The organism is Pseudomonas sp. WS 5059, assembly GCF_012985525.1.
Taxonomy (GTDB): Bacteria; Pseudomonadota; Gammaproteobacteria; order Pseudomonadales; family Pseudomonadaceae; genus Aquipseudomonas.
Window position 1 is genome coordinate 121,732 of record NZ_JAAQWO010000001.1, and the last position, 17,613, is coordinate 139,344.

Here is a 17,613-nt window from a genome sequence, read left to right on the forward strand (position 1 = left end):
TAGCGGCAGTCCCGTCACTGTTGCTCGCGGCTGACCCAGCGCCATCGCTGGCAAGCCAGCTCCCACATTTGATCTGTGACGGGGCCAAAACTCTCTGCCCCAGTGAGATCCCTTGTAGGAGCGGGCTTGCCCGCGATAGCGGCAGTCCAGTCACTGTTGCTGGCGGCTGACCCAGCGCCATCGCAGGCAAGCCAGCTTCCACATTTAATCTGTGATGGGGCCAAAATTCTCTGCCTCAGTGAAATCCCTTGTGGGAGCGGGCTTGCCCGCGATAGCGGCAATCCAGTCACTGTCGCTGGCGGCTGACCCAACGCCATCGCGGGCAAGCCAGCTCCCACATTTGATCTGTGGTGGGGCCAAAACTCTCTGCCACAGTGAGATCCCTTGTAGGAGCTGGCTTGCCCGCGATAGCGGCAGTCCCGTCACTGTTGCTGGCGGCTGACCCAGCGCCATCGCAGGCAAGCCAGCTCCCACACTTGATCTGTGATGGGGCCAAAATTCTCTGCCCCAGTGAGATCCCTTGTGGGAGCGGGCTTGCCCGCGATAGCGGCAGTCCAGTCATTGTTGCTGGCGGCTGACCCACCGCCATCGCAGGCAAGCCAGCTCCCACATTTGATCTGTGGTGGGGCCAAAATTCTCTGCCCCAATGAGATCCCTTGTAGGAGCGGGCTTGCCCGCGATAGCGGCAGTCCAGTCATTGTTGCTGGCGGCTGACCCACCTCCATCGCAGGCAAGCCAGCTCCCACATTTAATCTGTGGTGGAGCCAAAATTCTCTGCCCCAGTGAGATCCCCTGTGGGAGCGGGCTTGCCCGCGATAGCGGCAATCCAGTCACTGTCGCTGGCGGCTGACCCAGCGCCATCACTGGCAAGCCAGCTTCCACATTTAATCTGTGGTGGAGCCAAAATTCTCTGCCCCAGTGAGATCCCCTGTGGGAGCGGGCTTGCCCGCGATAGCGGCAGTCCAGTCACTGTCGCTGGCGGCTGACCCACCGCCATCGCAGGCAAGCCAGCTCCCACATTTGATCTGTGGTGGGGCCAAAACTCTCTGCCCCAGTGAGATCCCCTGTGGGAGCGGGCTTGCCCGCGATAGCGGCAATCCCGTCACTGTTGCTCGCGGCTGACCCAGCGCCATCGCAGGCAAGCCAGCTCCCACACTGGATCTGTGGTAGGGCCAAAATTCTCTGCCCCAATGAGATCCCCTGTGGGAGCGGGCTTGCCCGCGATAGCGGCAATCCAGTCACTGTTGCTGGCGGCTGACCCAGCGCCATCGCAGGCAAGCCAGCTTCCACATTTAATCTGTGGTGGGGCCAAAACTCTCTGCCCCAGTGAGATCCCTTGTGGGAGCGGGCTTGCCCGCGATAGCGGCAGGCCCGTCACTGTTGCTGGCGGATGACCCACTGCCATCGCAGGCAAGCCAGCTCCCACATTTGATCTGTGGCGGGGCCAAAATTCTCTGCCCCAATGAGATCCCCTGTGGGAGCGGGCTTGCCCGCGATAGCGGCAGTCCCGTCACTGTTGCTCGCGGCTGACCCAGCGCCATCGCAGGCAAGCCAGCTCCCACATTTGATCTGTGGAGGGGCCACAATTTTCTGCCTCAGTGAGATCTCTTGTGGGAGCGGGCTTGCTCGCGATAGCGGCAGTCCAGGCACTGTTGCTGGCGGCTGACCCACCGCCATCGCAGGCAAGCCAGCTCCCACATTTGAATCTCTATGGGCTTACGCGAGTTTTGCTTGCAGATGATCCAGATGCCGGGTCATCAAGCATGCTGCCATATCCGCATCCCGTCGCTCCACCGCTTCGACAATCTCTGCCTGCTCAAGCCAGGCGCCGGTGAACGCCCCTTGCCGGGCAATGACCAGCGAGGTCAACGGCACCAGGCTGTTGAGAAACTGCGCCAATGGCCGGTTGCCCGCAATGGCCGCCAGCAACAGGTGAAACTCGCCGTACAGGCGGATGGCCGGGCCTTGCTGGCCCTGCTCGACGCACGCCCGCTGGCGGGCCACCAGTTCGCGCAGGCGCCGCACCTGCCCAGGGCTGGCCTGTACGCACGCCAACTGGACCACGGTCACTTCCATCAAGCGCCGCGCCTCAAGCATATGTTGCACCTGCTCGGCATCCGGCGCCGCCACCTGGGCGCGCAGGTTGGGACGCAGGATGATCACTTGCTGCTCGGCCAGACGCGCAAGGACCCGGCGCAGCACGCTGCGGCTGACGCCAAATTGCTGGGCCAGGCCTTCTTCGGTAAAGCGGCTGGTGGGCACGATACGTTGTTCGAGGATGGCATCGAACAGTCGTGGGTAAAGGTCATCCACCGATGGCCGTTTACCGGGCACCAGGCGCATGGCGGGTGGGGCGGTGACAGCAAAAGTGCGTTGCAGGGCGTGAGCGCTCATGGCCAGCCTCCAGAGTCAGTTGCCGAGATGGTCGTCGGGAATATTCAGGGCGGTGCCCATGCGCTGGCCCTCGTTGAGGATATGGCGGCGCATTTCGGCGCTGGCCAGGGCGCTGTTCTTGTTGCGGATCGCGCGCACCACGGCTTCGTTTTCCTGCAGGCGCTCGGCCAGGTGTTCGGGGGAATTGCGCAACACCTGGGCGCTTTGCTTGAGGGCGTTGCTGGTCTGCTGCACCACGTTCTGGAAAATCGGGTTGGAGGTCAGGGCGAACAGTTCTTCATGGAAGGCAATGTAGGCGTTCATCCCGGCTTCACTGTCGTTGGCTTCCAGGGCTTCGCGCATGTCCATCAGGGTCAGGCGCAGTTGGCCGATTTCCTTGCTGGTGATGGACTGGGCCACCAGGCCGACGATAAACGGCTCCAGGGTGTAGCGCAGTTGCAGGATATCGGCGAGGCTGGCGTCGGCCACGGCATCATGGGGGTGTGGCTCGCTGACGCTGGTTTCCAGCACGACCACGCCTTTGCCGGGCATCGAGCGCACCAGGCCGAGGGTTTCCAGGACGATCACCGCTTCACGCAGGCTGGGGCGGCTGATGCCCAGTTGCTCGGCCAGTTCGCGCTGGCCGGGGAGCATTTCGCCACGCCGCCATTGGCCCCGTGCCAGGGCGGCGCGCAGTTTTTCTACGACTGAATTGACGACGGTTGAGGTGCTGATCACGCCGGGCTCCTTATGTTGCAAACACAAACGGTAAAAATGGCGACGATTAACGGTGGGAGCGGGCTTGCTCGCGATAGCAGTGGATCAGTCAGCACATGTAGGGGCTGACACACCGCTATCGCGAGCAAGCCCGCTCCCACATTCGATCTGCGCTAGAACTCCTGGTGCGCCGGCAGTACCGGCTTCTTGGCCTGGAACGCATACCCTTGCTGCCCCTCCAGTACCTTGTTGGCCCGTTGCAGATCAATGTCCTTTTCCCAGCGGGCAATGGCCACGGTCGCGACGCAGTTGCCGATCAGGTTGGTCAGCGCACGACCAATCCCCATGAACCAATCCACCGCCAACACCAGCACCAGGCCGACCACCGGGATGGCAGGAATAGCCGTCAGGGTGGCCGCCAGAATCACCAGGGCCGAGCCCGGTATGCCGTGGGCGCCCTTGGAGGTGATCAGCGACACCAGCAGGATGGTCAGCAGGTCGGTCATCGACAACGGTGTCCCGGTGGCATTGGCGATAAACACAATGGCCAGGGTCAGGTAGATCGAGAAACCATCGAGGTTGAACGAGTAACCAGTGGGGATCACCAGGCCGACGGTGGAACTGCCAATGCCCAGGTGTTCCAGTTTACGCATGATCTGTGGCAACACCGCATCGGACGACGCGGTGCCCATCACGATCAGCAACTCTTCGCGAAGGTATTTGAGCAGCGGCAGCATACGCAGGCCCGACAGGCGCATCACCGTGCCCAGGATCAGCGCGACAAAGGCCATGCAGGTCAGGTAGAACAGGCCCACCAGGCTGCCCAGGTGCTGCAGCGAATCCAGGCCATAGGTGCTGGTGGTAAAGGCGATGGCGCCGAAAACCCCGATGGGCGCCAGGCGCACGATCATGCCCATGATCCGGAAGATCACATGGCTCAGTTCGTTGATCAGCCGTGAGATGCCCGAAGCCGCTTCGCCCACCAGGTTCAGCGCACTGCCAAACAGCACCGAGAACAACAGCACCTGCAACACGTTGTTGTCGGCGAAGGCCCCGATCACGGAGTTGGGGATCAGGTCCATCAAGAATTGGCTGGTGCCCTTGATATGCTGGCCGCGATCCGCCAATTCATTGAGGCCTGCGGAAGACAGCTGTTCAAGGTGGATATTGGCGCCGCTGCCAATTCCTGTACTGAAGGCCAGGACCAGGCCGAGCACCAGGGCGATGGTGGTGAGGATCTCAAAATAGATCACCGACTTGAGGCCGATGCGCCCGACTTTTTTCAGGTCGCCCGCGCCGGAAATACCGCTGACCACCACGCAGAACACGATCAGGCCGATCAGCATCTTGATCAGCTTGATAAAGCCGTCACCCAGGGGTTTGAGTTGTGAGGAGAATTCGGGAAGGACCAAGCCGCACGCGATGCCGAGCATCAGGCCTATGACGACTTGCAGGAAAATCGAACGCGAGCACCATCTGAGCATGGGAGGGATCTCTATTCGGTGCCCTGGTGGGTCCAGGGCTTAATTGTTGTGGTCTTACCGGTAAGTCCAGTGCGCGGCCAGTCTACGCTCGGTTTTTTGCAAACTACAAGGGGATGAAGGGGTGTTTGTGTGCTCCGGTCTTACCAGTTGCTCGGTAACCGTGATGCTTGAGCGGTTGGCGGCCTGGAAAATTTTTCGCTTATCATCCCGGGCTTGGCCGCTGAGGTGATGTATGGATAAGCCGGGACTGACAACCGATGAAGCGGGACTGACCCGCTGTACATGGCGGACGGCCGCCGCCGAATACCCCGATTACCACGATCATGAATGGGGGGTGCCGGTGGCCGAGGATAGGGCGCTGTACGAGAAGATCTGCCTGGAAGGCTTCCAGGCCGGCCTGGCGTGGATCACCATCCTGCGCAAGCGCGAGCATTTTCGGCGGGCCTTCGCCGGTTTTGATTTTCGCCGGGTGGCGCAGTACACCGAGGAGGATGTCCAGCGCCTGATGGCTGATCCTTGCATCGTGCGCAATCGCGCAAAGATCGTCTCGACCATCAACAATGCGCGCCGGGCGTGCGAGCTGGTGGATGAGCACGGCTCGCTGGCGGCGTGGCTGTGGGCGTTTGAACCGACGGCGGCCGAGCGCCCGGCGGTGGTGGACATGGCCTATTGGACGGGCAACCCGACGTCGCCGGCTTCGGTACGTTTGTCCAAGGCCTTGAAGAAACGCGGCTGGACGTTCGTCGGGCCGACGACGATGTATGCGTTTATGCAGGCAATGGGCATGGTCAACGATCACTTGGAGGGCTGCGCCTGTCGGCAACCGATCGAAGACCTGCGGCGTCAGTTCAAGCGTCCCTGAATGGTAGGAGCTGGCAAGCCTCCTACCGTTCAGTTTTGCGGTGGCAGGGGCGTCAGCACCTCGGCCTTGTCATCCAGCACCATCACCACCAGCAGCCTGGCCGGCTGGGTCTGGCTGGCATTGCTTGATTCGAAGTGGCGCGAACCGGCGGGTTCGTAGAACGATTGCCCGGCCTTGTAGGTAATGGCCTGTTCATCATTGACCCTCGAGGTGATTTGCCCCTCAAGTACGTAGGCCACTGCCGTGCCAGTATGGCTATGGGGCACGGTGGCCTGGCCCGGCGCGTAATCCACGGTGAGCATGAGGGTTTTCTTGCCGGGTACGTTGCTCAAGGCGTGCTCTTGCAGGACCTTGATCGATTCCTGGTTGTACACCGGCTCGTGGGCAAAGGCGCTAAGCGAAGCCAGCAGAAGGGTGGTGCCGAGCAGTGTTTTCATGGTGCGGGGTTCCCATCGTTTCAGATCCCCTCACCCTACGCCCGGGCGCGCGGCGTACCTATAACCAATCTGCTGGAAAACCCCTCAGCCAATCTGCTGCAGGATATCGCGCACCTTGTCCAGGGACGGGTCGATGTCCAGGGTCTCGATGGCGCCAAAACCGATGATCAGGCCGCTACGCACCGGCGCCTGATGGAAAAACACATCCAGCGGATACAGCCCGACTTCCACCTGCCGCGCCAGTTCGATCAGCAGGGGGATGTTGATCGGCACTTTGCACAGTGCCGCCAGGTGGAACCCGGCCACGCTGGGCACGGCCTCGAACCAAGGTGACAGGTCGCCGGCCAGGCGGCTGAGAATGCGTTCGCGGCGGCTACTGTAGACGGTGTGACAACGCCGGATGTGCTTGAGCAGGTAGCCTTCGCTGATGAACTTGGCCAGGGCCCATTGCGGCAGGGTCGAGCTGTGCTGGTCGCTCAGTTGCTTGGCCTTGAGCACCGCGCCGCGAATGGCCGGGGGCAGCACCGTATAGCCCAGGCGCAGCTCCGGCAGCAGGGTTTTGGAGAAGGTCCCGACGTAGGCGACGATGCCCCGTGTATCCATACTCTGCAGGGCGTCGGTGGGGCGGCCTTCGTAGCGGAACTCACTGTCGTAGTCGTCCTCGATGACAATCGCGCCCAGGGCCAGCGCCCGCGCCAGCAGCGCTTCGCGGCGTGGCTGGCTCATGGGGATGCCCAATGGAAACTGGTGGGACGGGGTGACGTAGATCAGCCGGGTGCCCTCGGGAATCAACTCGACCTGGATCCCCTGCGCGTCCAGCGGCACGCCGGCCACGGTGGCACCCATGGCTTCGAACAGCAGGCGCGCCGGGGTGTAGCCGGGGTCTTCCATGGCGACAATGCTGCCCGGTTCGAGGACCACGCGGGCGATCAGGTCCAGTGCCTGCTGGGCACCGTTGCACACCACAATGTCGTCATCCCGGCAGTTGACCCCTCGGGAAAACGCGATGTGCCCGGCAATCGCATTGCGCAAGGCCGGTAAGCCCTCGGGCTGGCCGTAGAAACCACTGTTCTGGGCGATGCGCCGCAAGGCGTCCTGGGTGCAGCGCCGCCATTCGTCCTGGGGGAACAGGCTGCGGGTGGTGGCACCGCCGATGAACTCGCAGCGCAACGTGCTCTCGCGCGTCGGGTGGCGCATGGGCGAGGGCAGGGCTTGCCACTTGGCGAGGTTGGCGGCGCAGGCCAGGTCGGCCGCACTTTGCAGGCCCTTCGGCCGCAGCGCATGGGCGCTGACGAAGGTGCCACGGCCGATCTTGCCGATCAGCAGGCCTTCGTAGGTCAGGGTGGTGTAGGTGTCAGACACGGTCTTGCGCGAGATCCCCAACTGCTCGGCCAGCAAGCGGCTGGGGGGCAACTGCGCGCCAGCGGCCAGGCGTCCTGACTCAATGGCGTCGCGCAGTTGCTGGTAAAGCTGTTCGGCCAGGTCCTTGCGGCCCTGGATGACGACGTGCAGTTCCATGTTTCATTCCGAGGCGGTCAATCCTGCCAAGGTTACTCGTATGCAAGGGCAACGCCGATCAAAAATGTGGGATCAGGAGAGGAACCCACCGTCCACATTCAGCGAAACGCCGGTGGTGTAGGTTGACGCATCGCTGGCCAGGTACAGCACCGCGCCGGCCATTTCGCTGGGGTCGGCTACGCGCTTTAGGGGGATCTGGGCCAGGGCCATGTTCAGGATCGATTCGTTTTTCACCAGCGCCAAGGCGAACTTGGTATCGGTCAGGCCTGGCAGCAGGGCGTTGCAGCGGATGCCGAACGGCGCGCATTCCTTGGCAAACACCTTGGTCATATTGATCACGGCGGCCTTGGTCACCGAGTAGATGCCCTGGAAGTGCCCTGGGGAGATGCCGTTGATCGAGGCCACGTTGATGATGCTGCCGCCGCCGTTCTCGCGCATCAGCTTGCCGGCTTCCACCGACATGAAGAAGTAGCCACGGATGTTCACGTCGACGGTTTTCTGGAACGCGCCGAGGTCCGTGTCCAGCACGTTGCAGAACTGCGGGTTGGTCGCGGCGTTGTTGACCAGGATGTCCAGGCGCCCGAACTGCTGGCGAATGCCGGCAAACACCTCGCTGATCTGCTCCATCTCGCCGATATGGCAGGCGATGGCCGTGGCCTTGCCGCCGGCGGCGATGATCGCATCGGCCACATGCTGGCAGCCGTCGATCTTGCGGCTCGAGACAATCACGTGGGCGCCTTGCTGGGCCAGCAGCTTGGCAATGGCTTCACCGATGCCACGGCTGGCGCCGGAGACAAAAGCGATCTTGCCGTCGAGGTCGAACAGGTTGGTCTTGGACATGGTGGTTCCTTGTCGGGTCAGAGCGTGGATTTGTGGATGACGTTCAGGCTCATCTGCTCCAGCAGCTTGTTCATGTGAATGAACTGCGCGAAGCGTTTGTCCTGGGTCTGGCCATGGAAGAAGCGGTAGTAGATCTGCTGCACGATGCCGGCCAGGCGGAACAGGCCGTAGGTGTAGTAGAAGTCGAAATTGTCGATCTGGATGCCTGAGCGCTCGGCGTAGTAGTCGACAAACTGGCGGCGGGTGAGCATACCGGGAGCGTTGCTCGGTTGGCGGCGCATCAGTTGCACGGGCGCGGGGTCAGCGGCTTCGATCCAGTAGGCCAGGCTGTTGCCCAGGTCCATCAGCGGGTCGCCCAGGGTGGTCAGTTCCCAATCCAGCACGCCGATGATTTGCATCGGGTTGTCAGGGTCGAGGATCACGTTGTCGAAGCGATAGTCGTTGTGCACGATGCTCGAGGTGGGGTGGTCGGCGGGCATCTTGTCGTTGAGCCAGGCGCGTACGGCTTCCCATTTCGGGGCGTCGGGGGTCAGGGCTTTTTCGTAGCGATCGCTCCAGCCGCTGATCTGGCGTGCCACGTAACCTTCGGGCTTGCCCAGGTCGGCCAGGCCGCAGGCGTGGTAGTCCACCTGGTGCAGTTCGACGAACTTGTCGATAAAGCTCTTGCACAGGGCTTCGGTGCGTTCCGCGTCCAGGCCCAGCTCCGGCGGCAGGTCCGAGCGCAGGATGATGCCCTTGACCCGCTCCATTACATAGAATTCGGCGCCGATCACCGATTTGTCGGTGCAGTGCACGTAGGCCTTGGGGCAGTAGGGGAAGCCATCCTTGAGCTGGTTGAGAATGCGGAACTCTCGGCCCATGTCGTGGGCTGACTTGGCCTTGTGCCCGAAGGGCGGGCGCCGCAGCACGAATTCCTGTTCGGGGTATTCCAGCAGATAGGTCAGGTTGGAGGCGCCGCCCGGAAACTGGCTGATTCTGGCGCTGCCACTCAGGCCCGGGATATGGGCCTTGAGGTAGGGGTCGATGAGGCTGGCATCCAGTTCTTCGCCGGGGCGAATCTGGGTGGATTGGTCATTGAGCGCCATGCTTATCCCTTCTGCTTATTCTTGAGGCCTTGGACTATTGGCTAATCTAATGCGCACAGCCGACCCGCCACAAGGCGGCGACGGCTTAATAGGCTAGCGTGTTGGACGGCAATCAGCGTGCCTGATCGGTCACTTTTCGGGCGCAGGCAAGGCGACCGGTGTAAGGACCGGGCGCCCGGCGAAGTATTCGAGCAGGTTGTCTGCCACCCGTTGCACGGTGTCGTGGGCCGCTTCAGGCGACAGCCCGGCCACATGCGGGGTGAGTACGGTGTTGCTGAGCCGCTTGAGGGCGTCGGGCACGTTGGGTTCATCATCGAACACGTCCAGCGCTGCCCCGCCGATGCGCCGTTGTTCAAGGGCGCTGATCAGGTCGGCAGTGACGATCACGCTGCCCCGCGCGATGTTCACCACAAAACCGTTGGGGCCCAGGGCATCCAGGGCCTGGCGGTCGATCAGGTGGCGGGTGCCAGGGCCGCCGGGGGTGGCGATGACCAGGAAGTCGGAGTTGCGGGCCAGTTCCACTGGCGTGGCGCAGTAGGTGTAGTCCACATCGTTGCGGGGCTGGCGGCTGTGGTAGCTGACCTGCATGTCAAACCCCAGGGCCGCGCGCCGGGCAATCGCCAGGCCCACCGCGCCCAGGCCGAGGATGCCCAACTGCTTGCCGGCGAGGGACGGGCGCATGACCTTGGGCCATTCGCTGCGGCGTACTGCGGCATCGGCCCGGGGAATATCGCGCACCATCGACAGCAGCAGCGCCATGGCGTGGTCCGCCACCGACGGTGCATTCACGCCGGCACCGTTGGTCACCACGATCCCACGATTGCTGGCGGCCTGCAGGTCCACCTGCTCGTAGCCTGCGCCAATCACGCAGATGATTTGCAGCAAGGGCAGGGCGGCGATTTCTTCGGCATGCAAGCCCAGCGGGCCACGGGTCAGCACGGCCTGGATCTGTGCGCCATGGCTCTTGATGGCCTGGCTGCGTTCGGCCGGTGTCGGGGCCAGGATCACATGAAAGCCATTGCTCTCGATGATGGGCAGGTAGTCATTGATGGTTTCAACCAGGACCAGAACAGTGGCGGGCATGGGGCGGCTCTTGTTGTGGGGTTTGAGTCCTGGATTATGCGGCATTTTTTGCAGTGCGAAATGCTTGCGGGTGAAAGATCTTCCCTGGATGCAAGGCTTTGGCGCGGGGATGCCAGCGTCTGCATAGGCTGAAGACGCTGTGCATCGAGTGGGGTATTACTGGGCCTGGCGTACCTTGTTCTGTTCGGCCTGGGCGATTTCCTTGAAATCATAGGTCGGGAAGAACTCGGTCCTGTAGGTCCCCCATGCGGTGTTTTCCAATGCCAGGTTGACCGCTGACAGGCGAGAGGCGGGCAGGCGTAGGACGATGACCTGTCCGATACCCATGGTGATGTTCCAACTGACGACTTCTACGCCCGCCGGTGGAAACACCTTATAGAACTCCTGTTTGGCCAGTTGTGCCCTTAGTTCGCTTAGTGGGCGTGATTGGTCATGTTTTAGAAATACCGTCAGCATGACTGCATTGTCGGGAGTGGCAACAGGTTCTTTGGCTATCGGTTGTGCATTGGCACCGCTCGAAATAAGGGCGGATAACCAAACGGTAGATATCAGTAAGGACTTGAGTTGGGTTTTCATAGGTAGTGTCTTTTTGTTGGTTTTATGGATATTGCGTGGGGTATTAATATGAAGTTAGTGGGAGGTGGACGTTTTGATCGGCCCTTTGTAAGGTGCGTGAACAACATAGATGCGCACGGTTTCATTAGTTTCGAGCATGTCGCGCGGGACTTCCCGAGAGTAGGTGAACTCCTGGTTGTTCAAGACTTCCAGCCGGCGCACCACGCTTCTGATCGGGCCTTTGTCGGGCACCAGGATGTGGTTTTTCTTGTCGCCCGTGACCAGGAAGTAACCGCCGCCGCCATGCTCATACTTTGACAGCCCCGTGTCGGCGTAGAAGAACTCATAACGATTGCGCTCCGGGTCCCACATGGAGATGCCAACCACCCCCGGGTACTTGTCCTTGACGTCTACGTGCGGTGCGCCCTCGATGTAGACCTTGGTGGTCAGCCACTGAGGCGAGGCGGCCAGTGCGCGAATATCGGACGTTGCCCATTGTGCCTGGCTGGTGAGCGGGGTAAGCAGCCCAGCGAGAAACAGGCCTGCAAAAATAGCATTGTATTTACGCATTAAATAACTCCGGGAGGGAATTTGATAAGTTGTTTTTTTGTTGTTGTCTATATTGGGGCGGGGGAAATATAGGGCTGATAGGGAGCGCTATCAATGCCTGGGTATATGTTTGTAACAATTCCATTGGTAATTAAGTTAAAAGATAATTTGAATGTTAAATATGAAGTGGGATAGGTAAGTAGGCCTATTCCTACAAATAGGTCGGCGTAACTTGCAGGTTTTAAGTATGTATAAACTTTGTGTTTGGGTGGCGCTTATAGGGTTCTTGGCTGATTGAGCGCAGTTGCACTGCTCACCCATTCCTCATCGACACCTGTGCATGTTCAAGCGTGTTCTGGGCCGTTGCATCCCAGCCACGGGGCGACGGCGGGGCGGATAGAGGGCGACGAATCTATTGCGCAATAGATCCGTGCTTTGGGCAGGTCGCGAACGTTTAGCCGATTCGAGGTGTGGGGATCAGGGTGTTGCGAGGCTTGGGCGCGGCGGTGTATTCAACGCCACCAAACGAGAAGGTTTGATTCTGGGGTTGCTTGAGCTTTTCCCGTGCCTCGATGTGATCGGCAACGCAAGACGTTACGCTATCGACCAATTGGCCGGCATTGAACAAATTCAGTCCTAATGTAGTCATGCTTGAGTCTCCAGGGTTTGGTAAAGAGCGCTTTTTGAGTGGCCCGCACTGGCGTAACGTTCCGGGTTCAAACAAATTGTCGTCAATCTGATTTATCTGCTACGCACAACCATTCCTCAGCTAAGTCTTTGCTTATTCAAGCGAATCCCGGACAATCGCGCCCCTGTTGCGGTTGTGGCGCTGCCTGTCAGGTTTTTCTGACTCGTCGCGATCGTATGAAAGCGGAGAACCGAGCGGATGAATGATCAGGCCAATAGCGTCGATGAACGCTACGCAACGACACCTGTAACCCTCACGGGCTGGAGCCGCCAGGACACGACCTGGATGCTTGGCCTGTTCGGCACGGCGATTGGTGCCGGTACTTTGTTTTTGCCCATCAACGCAGGTTTGGGCGGCTTCTGGCCGTTGCTGATCCTCGCGTTGCTGGCGTTCCCCATGACCTACTACGCACACCGTGGCTTGACCCGGTTTGTGCTGTCGGGGCGTGCGGGCTCGGACATCACCGAGGTGGTTGAAGAGCATTTCGGCATCAAGGCCGGTGCGCTGATCACCCTGCTGTACTTCTTTGCCATCTTCCCGATCCTGCTGATCTACAGCGTGGCGCTGACCAACACGGTCGGCAGTTTCATGTCGCACCAGTTGCACATCGAGCCACCGCCACGGGCGCTGCTGTCGTTCGTGCTGATCCTGGGCCTGCTGGCCGTGGTGCGTTGCGGCGAGCAGGTGATCGTCAAGGCCATGAGCCTGATGGTCTATCCGTTTATCGTCGCCTTGCTGTTTCTGGCGGTGTACCTGGTGCCGCACTGGAACGGCGGCATTCTCAGCACTGCCAGCACTGTGCCGGCACCGTCGGCGTTGCTGCACACGCTGTGGTTGGCGATTCCGGTGATGGTGTTCTCGTTCAACCACTCGCCGATCATCTCGGCCTTTGCCGTTGACCAAAAGCGCCAGTACGGCGCCCACGCCGAAGAGCGCAGCTCGCAGATCCTGTCCCGCGCGCACCTGTTGATGGTGGCGATGGTGATGTTCTTCGTGTTCAGCTGCGTGCTGACCCTGTCGCCAGGCCAACTGGCCGAGGCCAAGGCGCAGAACCTGTCGATCCTGTCTTACCTGGCCAACCACTTCGATAACCCGACCATCGCCTTTGCTGCGCCGTTGATTGCGTTCGTGGCGATTGCCAAGTCGTTCCTGGGCCACTACATCGGTGCCAGCGAAGGCCTCAAGGGCCTGATCGTGAAGAGCGGCCGTCGTCCGGGCGCCAAGGCCCTGGACCGCATGACTGCAGGCTTCATGCTGGTGGTGTGCTGGATCGTGGCCACGCTCAACCCGAGCATCCTGGGGATGATCGAGACATTGGGTGGGCCGATCATCGCCTCGATCCTGTTCCTGATGCCGATGTACGCGATCCGCAAGGTGCCGGCCATGGCCAAGTACCGCGGGCAGATGTCCAATGTGTTCGTGACCCTGGTCGGCCTGGTGGCCATCTCCTCGCTGATTTACTCGCTGATCCCTTGATGTGACCAGAGCCGGCTACCTCGGCTTTATTCGTACATTCAGCTAGGCAACGGCCGACTGCGCCTGTAACGCGAGTCGGCCGTTTTTCTGCCAGGCAGGAAAACTCAGCGCTACCACATGGTCTTTGTTCACCCGTTGCGGGGAGCCGAGGCGACTCAGCTGCACGCCATTTTTCAGGAAGTAGCGCTCCAGCGCCGGCGTGGTCACCGCCACCACCCGGTTGGCGCCTTGGCTCCAGGCATGGTGCAGGCTGTTCCACCAGACGCGCATCGGCAGGCGGCCTTTTTCCAGGGCGCGGGCGGCAAAGCGCGACACTTCCCAGGTGTCACTGCTGCGTGGGCTCGGCTGGTCGCACAGAAAGCCGAAGACTTCCGACAGCAGATAAGGTTGTGTGGTTGGCAGCAGCCGCGCGCAACCGCAGACCTTGCCTTTTGGGTCCAGGGCGAGGATGTGGCGCGTGTCGGCCTGGTCGAACTGGTCGAATTCGCGTTGGGGCAGGGCGTAGGTGGAGTCCAGTTGCCAGCCCAGTTGCTGGATGAACACTTCGTGCCGGTAGCGACCCAGATCGTCCTCAAGGGCTGCAGACAGTTCATGGTGATGGCGGGTGATGATGCTGATCATTGGATGTCCTTATCGTGATCGGCGGGCCCTAGATCAGGCCCAGTGCGGCGGCATAGGCTGCCGCCAGTGTCTTGTTGGCCGCCCCGAATTTCTTCTGGATGGCCTTGAGGTGAAAATTCACCGTGTTGATGGAGATGGTCAGGATCAGCGCGATCTCGCCTGAACTCTTGCCATCGGCGGTCCACTGCAAAATCTCCCGCTCCCGCTGGCTGAGGCATACCGACTGATGGCAGCGTTCGCTATGGCCAAGGTCTGTCAGGCGCTGTGTCACCTGTTCGAGGATGCAGCGCAGGCGCAATTGAATCTCGTCGCTTTCGGCCTGGGAAATCTGGTCCTGGCGCCGGGCCACCGACAGTACCCGCAGCGAATGATCGTGGCTGCGAATCGGCAGTGTGGCGCCGATGCACAAGCCCCAATCCCGGGCTTCCAGCCATAGCTTGCGGCTGTTATCAAACAGTGCGTCGTTCCACAGCACCATCTCGGTGGAACGCAAGCCACTGAGAATCGACGGATCGACCGCCGCGTAGTTTTGCTCCTTGTAATGCTCCAGCCATGTTTCGGGGTAGGAGCCGTAAATCTTGGTTTTAGGGCGGGTAAACGGGGTCAGGTGGCGTACGCCATAGGCGTAGTACTCGAACCCCAATTGCAACACTTCCCGCTCCAGCAGTGCGAACACTTGTGCCCCTTCCTGTTGCGTGAGCATCTCTATCCGCAAGCGATTCCACCAGCGGATGAGGTCGTTCTCCTTCTCCATGGACAGTCGCCTCGATTCCTGGAACCTTTGGCAATCTAGCCCACGAGATATTTCTGTCAAACTTTTCCGGCGCTGTGCCGACGGCTCTGGCACGGTACTTTTGCCGTGGAGGCCGTGTTTATGACGCTCGGCACAGGCGAGGCAGGGAGTGGCGCGCGTGGCACTGCTCAATGGCCATGACCGCTGTTTCACAGGACGCAGCATCCGTGGGCATCAGGTTGCTCGCCCGAAGGCACGCCCCTTGCAACCGGGTGTCATGCAAGAGCGCTGAGATCGCACCTTGCAGGTCATGCCTGTCCAATGGCAGGGCAAGACGTATCCCACACCCCATGCGCACCAGTCGTTCGGCGTTATCGAACTGGTCATGGGCAATCGGCAGGACAATCTGTGGAATGCCGGCCGCCAGGGCCAGGCTCATGGCGCCAATGCCGCCGGGGTGGACCAGGCCGGCGGCGCGGGGCAACAGCGAACTCATCGGCAGAAACGGACACTGCAGCACAGTGGGTGGCAGGTCGTTGAGGAGTGGCCGATCACCGGTCAGAAAAATGCCACGTGCGCCGACCCTGTGCAGCGCTTCCAGGGCGAAGCGGTAAAACTGCTGGTCGAAGTGCTCAGTGGAGCCTTGGGTGAAGACAACGGGGGCCGATCCTGCATCCAGAAAGGCCCGGGTCTGTTCATCGAGCCCCAGGGTGCCACCGTCGAACAGCGGGAAACCGGCCATGTGCAAGGGTTGTGGCCAGTCTTGCTGTACGGGGGCGAACCATTCGGGGAACAGGCAAATCACCCCGTGGGGCGCATGCATCCATTGGCTGAAGATGTTCTTCGCCACGCCTGGCAAACCACGCTTGCGACGTAACGCATTGATTTGTGGGGCACAGGTTCGGTCCAGGCTCAGGTATTCGATCCCGCGCCAGAGCAATTTGCGCACCGTCAATGGCAAGCGGGGCGACACATTGAACGTGGGGTGTACGGGCGGCAAGTGGGCCGACAGCAGCGTTGAGGGAGACACCTGGACGGAAAGGTAAGGGAAGCCATATTTTTCATGGGCGATTCGAGCGCCCAGGGCCCACAGCGAGCCCACCACCACCGTATCGTCGGTGTTATGGGCGGTTACATAATCGTAGACCGGCTCTAAAAGGCCGGCGATGGCTTGCCACAGCACGGCGAAGGAGGTTTTCGGATCCCACAGCCGAGGATCGCCCATGGCGGCGTTGTAGGTCGCTTCATCGCACAACGGCACGAACGCCAGGCCCCGTGCCTCGATGGTGCGCTGAAACGCCGGCATGCTGCACAGCGTCACCTGGTGGCCGCGCAGGGTCAGGGCTGCGCCCAGGCCGATGAAGGGAAAAACGTCACCGGCCGATCCGATGGCAATCATGATTACTCGCATCATCTACATCCTTGCTCAAAAGTGTTCAGGCAAAGCTCAACTGCGCTTGCTGAGGGGGCGGCATGCAGAACGCCTCTGGCCGGGCGTCATGCTGCCTCAGTAGATGGCCGAGCAGCGCGCGGTGCACGCCGTTGGCCGCGGCCCTGGACTCCAGATCGAGAAAATGCCCGCTGCACTCGGCCGTGGAGAAGCTGCAGTCGCGGATGTACTGTTTGAAGCGCTGCACGTCCATGGCGCTGGTGTACTCGTCCCAGGCACCGTTCAAGAAGTGCACATGGCTGTCGATGTTCGACAACTGCGGCAGGTAAGCCCCTTCATTGAGCTTGAGGGCCTGGTCGATATGGAATCGCGCTTGATGTTGTTCGGCGTTGATCAATTGCGCCATGTGCTGTTGATTGGCGGTCTTGAGCCGGGGCGGCAGGTGCTTGCCCAGCGTCTGGTTGAGCAAGTGGCCGATACCTGCATTGTCATCCCGGGCCATGAGGGCCTGGGCACCGCTGACGTAGTCGAGCATCGGGCCGTTGAGTCCGGGGGCAAATGACATCACCACGGAGCTTTCGATGTTGTCCGGCTTTTGCGCGAGGGCCAGCAGGGTCGACAGGCCGCCCCAGGAGGCGGAGACCAGATGGTGAATGTTGAAGCCTTCGATCAGCGCCAGCAGGATCTGTACTTCGTCGTCCTTGGTCACCAGGCAGCGGCTCGGGTTGTGAGCCCGGGAGTTTCCGGCGAACGGTAAGTCGAACAGCACCACGTTGAAGTGTTCGGCCAGGCATTTGCTGGTGCGGGCAAAGGCCGATGTGGTGGCCATGGCGCCATTGACCAGCAGTACGTTCTTTTTATCGGGGGCATCGCCGATTTGTTCTACCGACACCGCATAGTCCTTGAAGACGTTCTTGATCACGTATTGGTTGCGCCACATAACACACCTCCATTAATCACTTAAAAACGGGTGAGAGCGCCCCTGCCACCGGGTTCGGGCATCGAGGACAAGGTTTGGCTGTTTTTATTAGAAGTAGTACGGCATACAGCGCGAGTACATCCAAAGCAGGCAGATCCCATGACGCGGGCATCAGGGTGTAGAGAGTTTCGGTCTTCAAGGTGTGGCGGGACAACTACCTGATCTGGTAGGTCGTGGGAGAAAGGTCGTCGACAGCCAGTGCCTGGCAGGTTTTTCCAGGCAT

Annotated in this window: 17 protein-coding genes; 2 read left to right on the plus strand and 15 right to left on the minus strand. The window is 60.8% G+C overall.

What is annotated here, in order from left to right:
* Nucleotides 1-1,716: 1,716 nt before the first annotated feature.
* The 3 genes from HBO12_RS00490 to HBO12_RS00500 all read right to left on the minus strand — a co-directional run bounded on the left by HBO12_RS00490 (nt 1,717) and on the right by HBO12_RS00500 (nt 4,589).
* Nucleotides 1,717-2,394, minus strand: a complete 678-nt coding sequence (locus HBO12_RS00490) for a GntR family transcriptional regulator (protein WP_170041073.1) — start codon at nt 2,392-2,394, stop codon at nt 1,717-1,719.
* A 15-nt stretch (nt 2,395-2,409) separates the two neighbouring features.
* A complete protein-coding gene (locus HBO12_RS00495) occupies nt 2,410-3,111 on the minus strand; it encodes an FCD domain-containing protein (RefSeq protein WP_170041075.1) in 702 nt (233 codons plus the stop codon).
* Nucleotides 3,112-3,263: 152 nt separating this feature from the next.
* Nucleotides 3,264-4,589, minus strand: a complete 1,326-nt coding sequence (locus tag HBO12_RS00500; protein WP_170041595.1) for a C4-dicarboxylate transporter DctA — start codon at nt 4,587-4,589, stop codon at nt 3,264-3,266.
* 217 nt (nt 4,590-4,806) lie between these two features.
* Here HBO12_RS00500 and HBO12_RS00505 point away from each other — a divergent pair, with 217 nt between their 5' ends.
* On the plus strand, nt 4,807-5,436 hold the full coding sequence (locus tag HBO12_RS00505) for a DNA-3-methyladenine glycosylase I (RefSeq protein ID WP_169955754.1): 630 nt from the start codon (nt 4,807-4,809) through the stop codon (nt 5,434-5,436).
* A gap of 29 nt (nt 5,437-5,465) precedes the next feature.
* Here HBO12_RS00505 and HBO12_RS00510 read toward each other — a convergent pair whose 3' ends face one another.
* From HBO12_RS00510 to HBO12_RS00545, 8 genes are all read right to left on the minus strand, one after another.
* Nucleotides 5,466-5,873 (minus strand): cupin domain-containing protein, encoded by a 408-nt coding sequence (locus tag HBO12_RS00510; RefSeq protein WP_169955753.1) that lies wholly within the window; start codon nt 5,871-5,873, stop codon nt 5,466-5,468.
* 84 nt (nt 5,874-5,957) lie between these two features.
* Entirely contained in the window at nt 5,958-7,391 is a 1,434-nt protein-coding gene (gene pdxR, locus HBO12_RS00515) for a MocR-like pyridoxine biosynthesis transcription factor PdxR (RefSeq protein WP_169955752.1), read from the minus strand.
* A gap of 72 nt (nt 7,392-7,463) precedes the next feature.
* On the minus strand, nt 7,464-8,231 hold the full coding sequence (locus HBO12_RS00520; RefSeq protein WP_170041077.1) for an SDR family oxidoreductase: 768 nt from the start codon (nt 8,229-8,231) through the stop codon (nt 7,464-7,466).
* Between the two features lie 17 nt (nt 8,232-8,248).
* Entirely contained in the window at nt 8,249-9,316 is a 1,068-nt protein-coding gene (locus HBO12_RS00525) for a phosphotransferase family protein (RefSeq protein WP_170041078.1), read from the minus strand.
* Nucleotides 9,317-9,445: 129 nt separating this feature from the next.
* Nucleotides 9,446-10,399, minus strand: a complete 954-nt coding sequence (locus HBO12_RS00530; protein ID WP_170041079.1) for a 2-hydroxyacid dehydrogenase — start codon at nt 10,397-10,399, stop codon at nt 9,446-9,448.
* A 156-nt stretch (nt 10,400-10,555) separates the two neighbouring features.
* A complete protein-coding gene (locus HBO12_RS00535; RefSeq protein WP_169955748.1) occupies nt 10,556-10,975 on the minus strand; it encodes a hypothetical protein in 420 nt (139 codons plus the stop codon).
* Between the two features lie 54 nt (nt 10,976-11,029).
* Nucleotides 11,030-11,524 carry a DUF4822 domain-containing protein gene (locus tag HBO12_RS00540; RefSeq protein WP_169955747.1) on the minus strand — a complete coding sequence of 165 codons (495 nt, stop codon included), beginning with the start codon at nt 11,522-11,524 and terminating at the stop codon, nt 11,030-11,032.
* A gap of 433 nt (nt 11,525-11,957) precedes the next feature.
* Nucleotides 11,958-12,152: a hypothetical protein gene (locus tag HBO12_RS00545; protein WP_169955746.1), complete on the minus strand. Its 195-nt coding sequence runs from the start codon at nt 12,150-12,152 to the stop codon at nt 11,958-11,960.
* Nucleotides 12,153-12,389: 237 nt separating this feature from the next.
* Here HBO12_RS00545 and HBO12_RS00550 point away from each other — a divergent pair, with 237 nt between their 5' ends.
* Nucleotides 12,390-13,667 carry an HAAAP family serine/threonine permease gene (locus HBO12_RS00550; RefSeq protein ID WP_169955745.1) on the plus strand — a complete coding sequence of 426 codons (1,278 nt, stop codon included), beginning with the start codon at nt 12,390-12,392 and terminating at the stop codon, nt 13,665-13,667.
* Nucleotides 13,668-13,709: 42 nt separating this feature from the next.
* Here HBO12_RS00550 and HBO12_RS00555 read toward each other — a convergent pair whose 3' ends face one another.
* The 4 genes from HBO12_RS00555 to HBO12_RS00570 form a co-directional block, all read right to left on the minus strand.
* Nucleotides 13,710-14,288, minus strand: coding sequence for an acyl-homoserine-lactone synthase (locus HBO12_RS00555; protein WP_170041080.1), 579 nt, complete (start codon nt 14,286-14,288; stop codon nt 13,710-13,712).
* Nucleotides 14,289-14,316: 28 nt separating this feature from the next.
* Nucleotides 14,317-15,042 (minus strand): autoinducer binding domain-containing protein, encoded by a 726-nt coding sequence (locus HBO12_RS00560; protein ID WP_169955743.1) that lies wholly within the window; start codon nt 15,040-15,042, stop codon nt 14,317-14,319.
* A gap of 118 nt (nt 15,043-15,160) precedes the next feature.
* Nucleotides 15,161-16,432 (minus strand): glycosyltransferase, encoded by a 1,272-nt coding sequence (locus HBO12_RS00565; protein ID WP_170041596.1) that lies wholly within the window; start codon nt 16,430-16,432, stop codon nt 15,161-15,163.
* 25 nt (nt 16,433-16,457) lie between these two features.
* Nucleotides 16,458-17,351 (minus strand): alpha/beta fold hydrolase, encoded by an 894-nt coding sequence (locus HBO12_RS00570; protein WP_170041081.1) that lies wholly within the window; start codon nt 17,349-17,351, stop codon nt 16,458-16,460.
* Nucleotides 17,352-17,613 lie beyond the last annotated feature (262 nt).

What these genes read in the sequence shown, in the direction of transcription:
- HBO12_RS00560 (WP_169955743.1), bottom strand. Translation starts at nt 15,042, where the DNA reads ATGGAGAAGGAGAACGACCTCATCCGCTGGTGGAATCGCTTGCGGATA.
- HBO12_RS00535 (WP_169955748.1), bottom strand. Translation starts at nt 10,975, where the DNA reads ATGAAAACCCAACTCAAGTCCTTACTGATATCTACCGTTTGGTTATCC.
- HBO12_RS00540 (WP_169955747.1), bottom strand. Translation starts at nt 11,524, where the DNA reads ATGCGTAAATACAATGCTATTTTTGCAGGCCTGTTTCTCGCTGGGCTG.
- HBO12_RS00510 (WP_169955753.1), bottom strand. Translation starts at nt 5,873, where the DNA reads ATGAAAACACTGCTCGGCACCACCCTTCTGCTGGCTTCGCTTAGCGCC.
- HBO12_RS00555 (WP_170041080.1), bottom strand. Translation starts at nt 14,288, where the DNA reads ATGATCAGCATCATCACCCGCCATCACCATGAACTGTCTGCAGCCCTT.
- HBO12_RS00570 (WP_170041081.1), bottom strand. Translation starts at nt 17,351, where the DNA reads ATGTGGCGCAACCAATACGTGATCAAGAACGTCTTCAAGGACTATGCG.
- pdxR (WP_169955752.1), bottom strand. Translation starts at nt 7,391, where the DNA reads ATGGAACTGCACGTCGTCATCCAGGGCCGCAAGGACCTGGCCGAACAG.
- HBO12_RS00530 (WP_170041079.1), bottom strand. Translation starts at nt 10,399, where the DNA reads ATGCCCGCCACTGTTCTGGTCCTGGTTGAAACCATCAATGACTACCTG.
- HBO12_RS00565 (WP_170041596.1), bottom strand. Translation starts at nt 16,432, where the DNA reads ATGCGAGTAATCATGATTGCCATCGGATCGGCCGGTGACGTTTTTCCC.
- HBO12_RS00545 (WP_169955746.1), bottom strand. Translation starts at nt 12,152, where the DNA reads ATGACTACATTAGGACTGAATTTGTTCAATGCCGGCCAATTGGTCGAT.
- HBO12_RS00490 (WP_170041073.1), bottom strand. Translation starts at nt 2,394, where the DNA reads ATGAGCGCTCACGCCCTGCAACGCACTTTTGCTGTCACCGCCCCACCC.
- HBO12_RS00505 (WP_169955754.1), top strand. Translation starts at nt 4,807, where the DNA reads ATGGATAAGCCGGGACTGACAACCGATGAAGCGGGACTGACCCGCTGT.
- HBO12_RS00520 (WP_170041077.1), bottom strand. Translation starts at nt 8,231, where the DNA reads ATGTCCAAGACCAACCTGTTCGACCTCGACGGCAAGATCGCTTTTGTC.
- HBO12_RS00550 (WP_169955745.1), top strand. Translation starts at nt 12,390, where the DNA reads ATGAATGATCAGGCCAATAGCGTCGATGAACGCTACGCAACGACACCT.
- HBO12_RS00525 (WP_170041078.1), bottom strand. Translation starts at nt 9,316, where the DNA reads ATGGCGCTCAATGACCAATCCACCCAGATTCGCCCCGGCGAAGAACTG.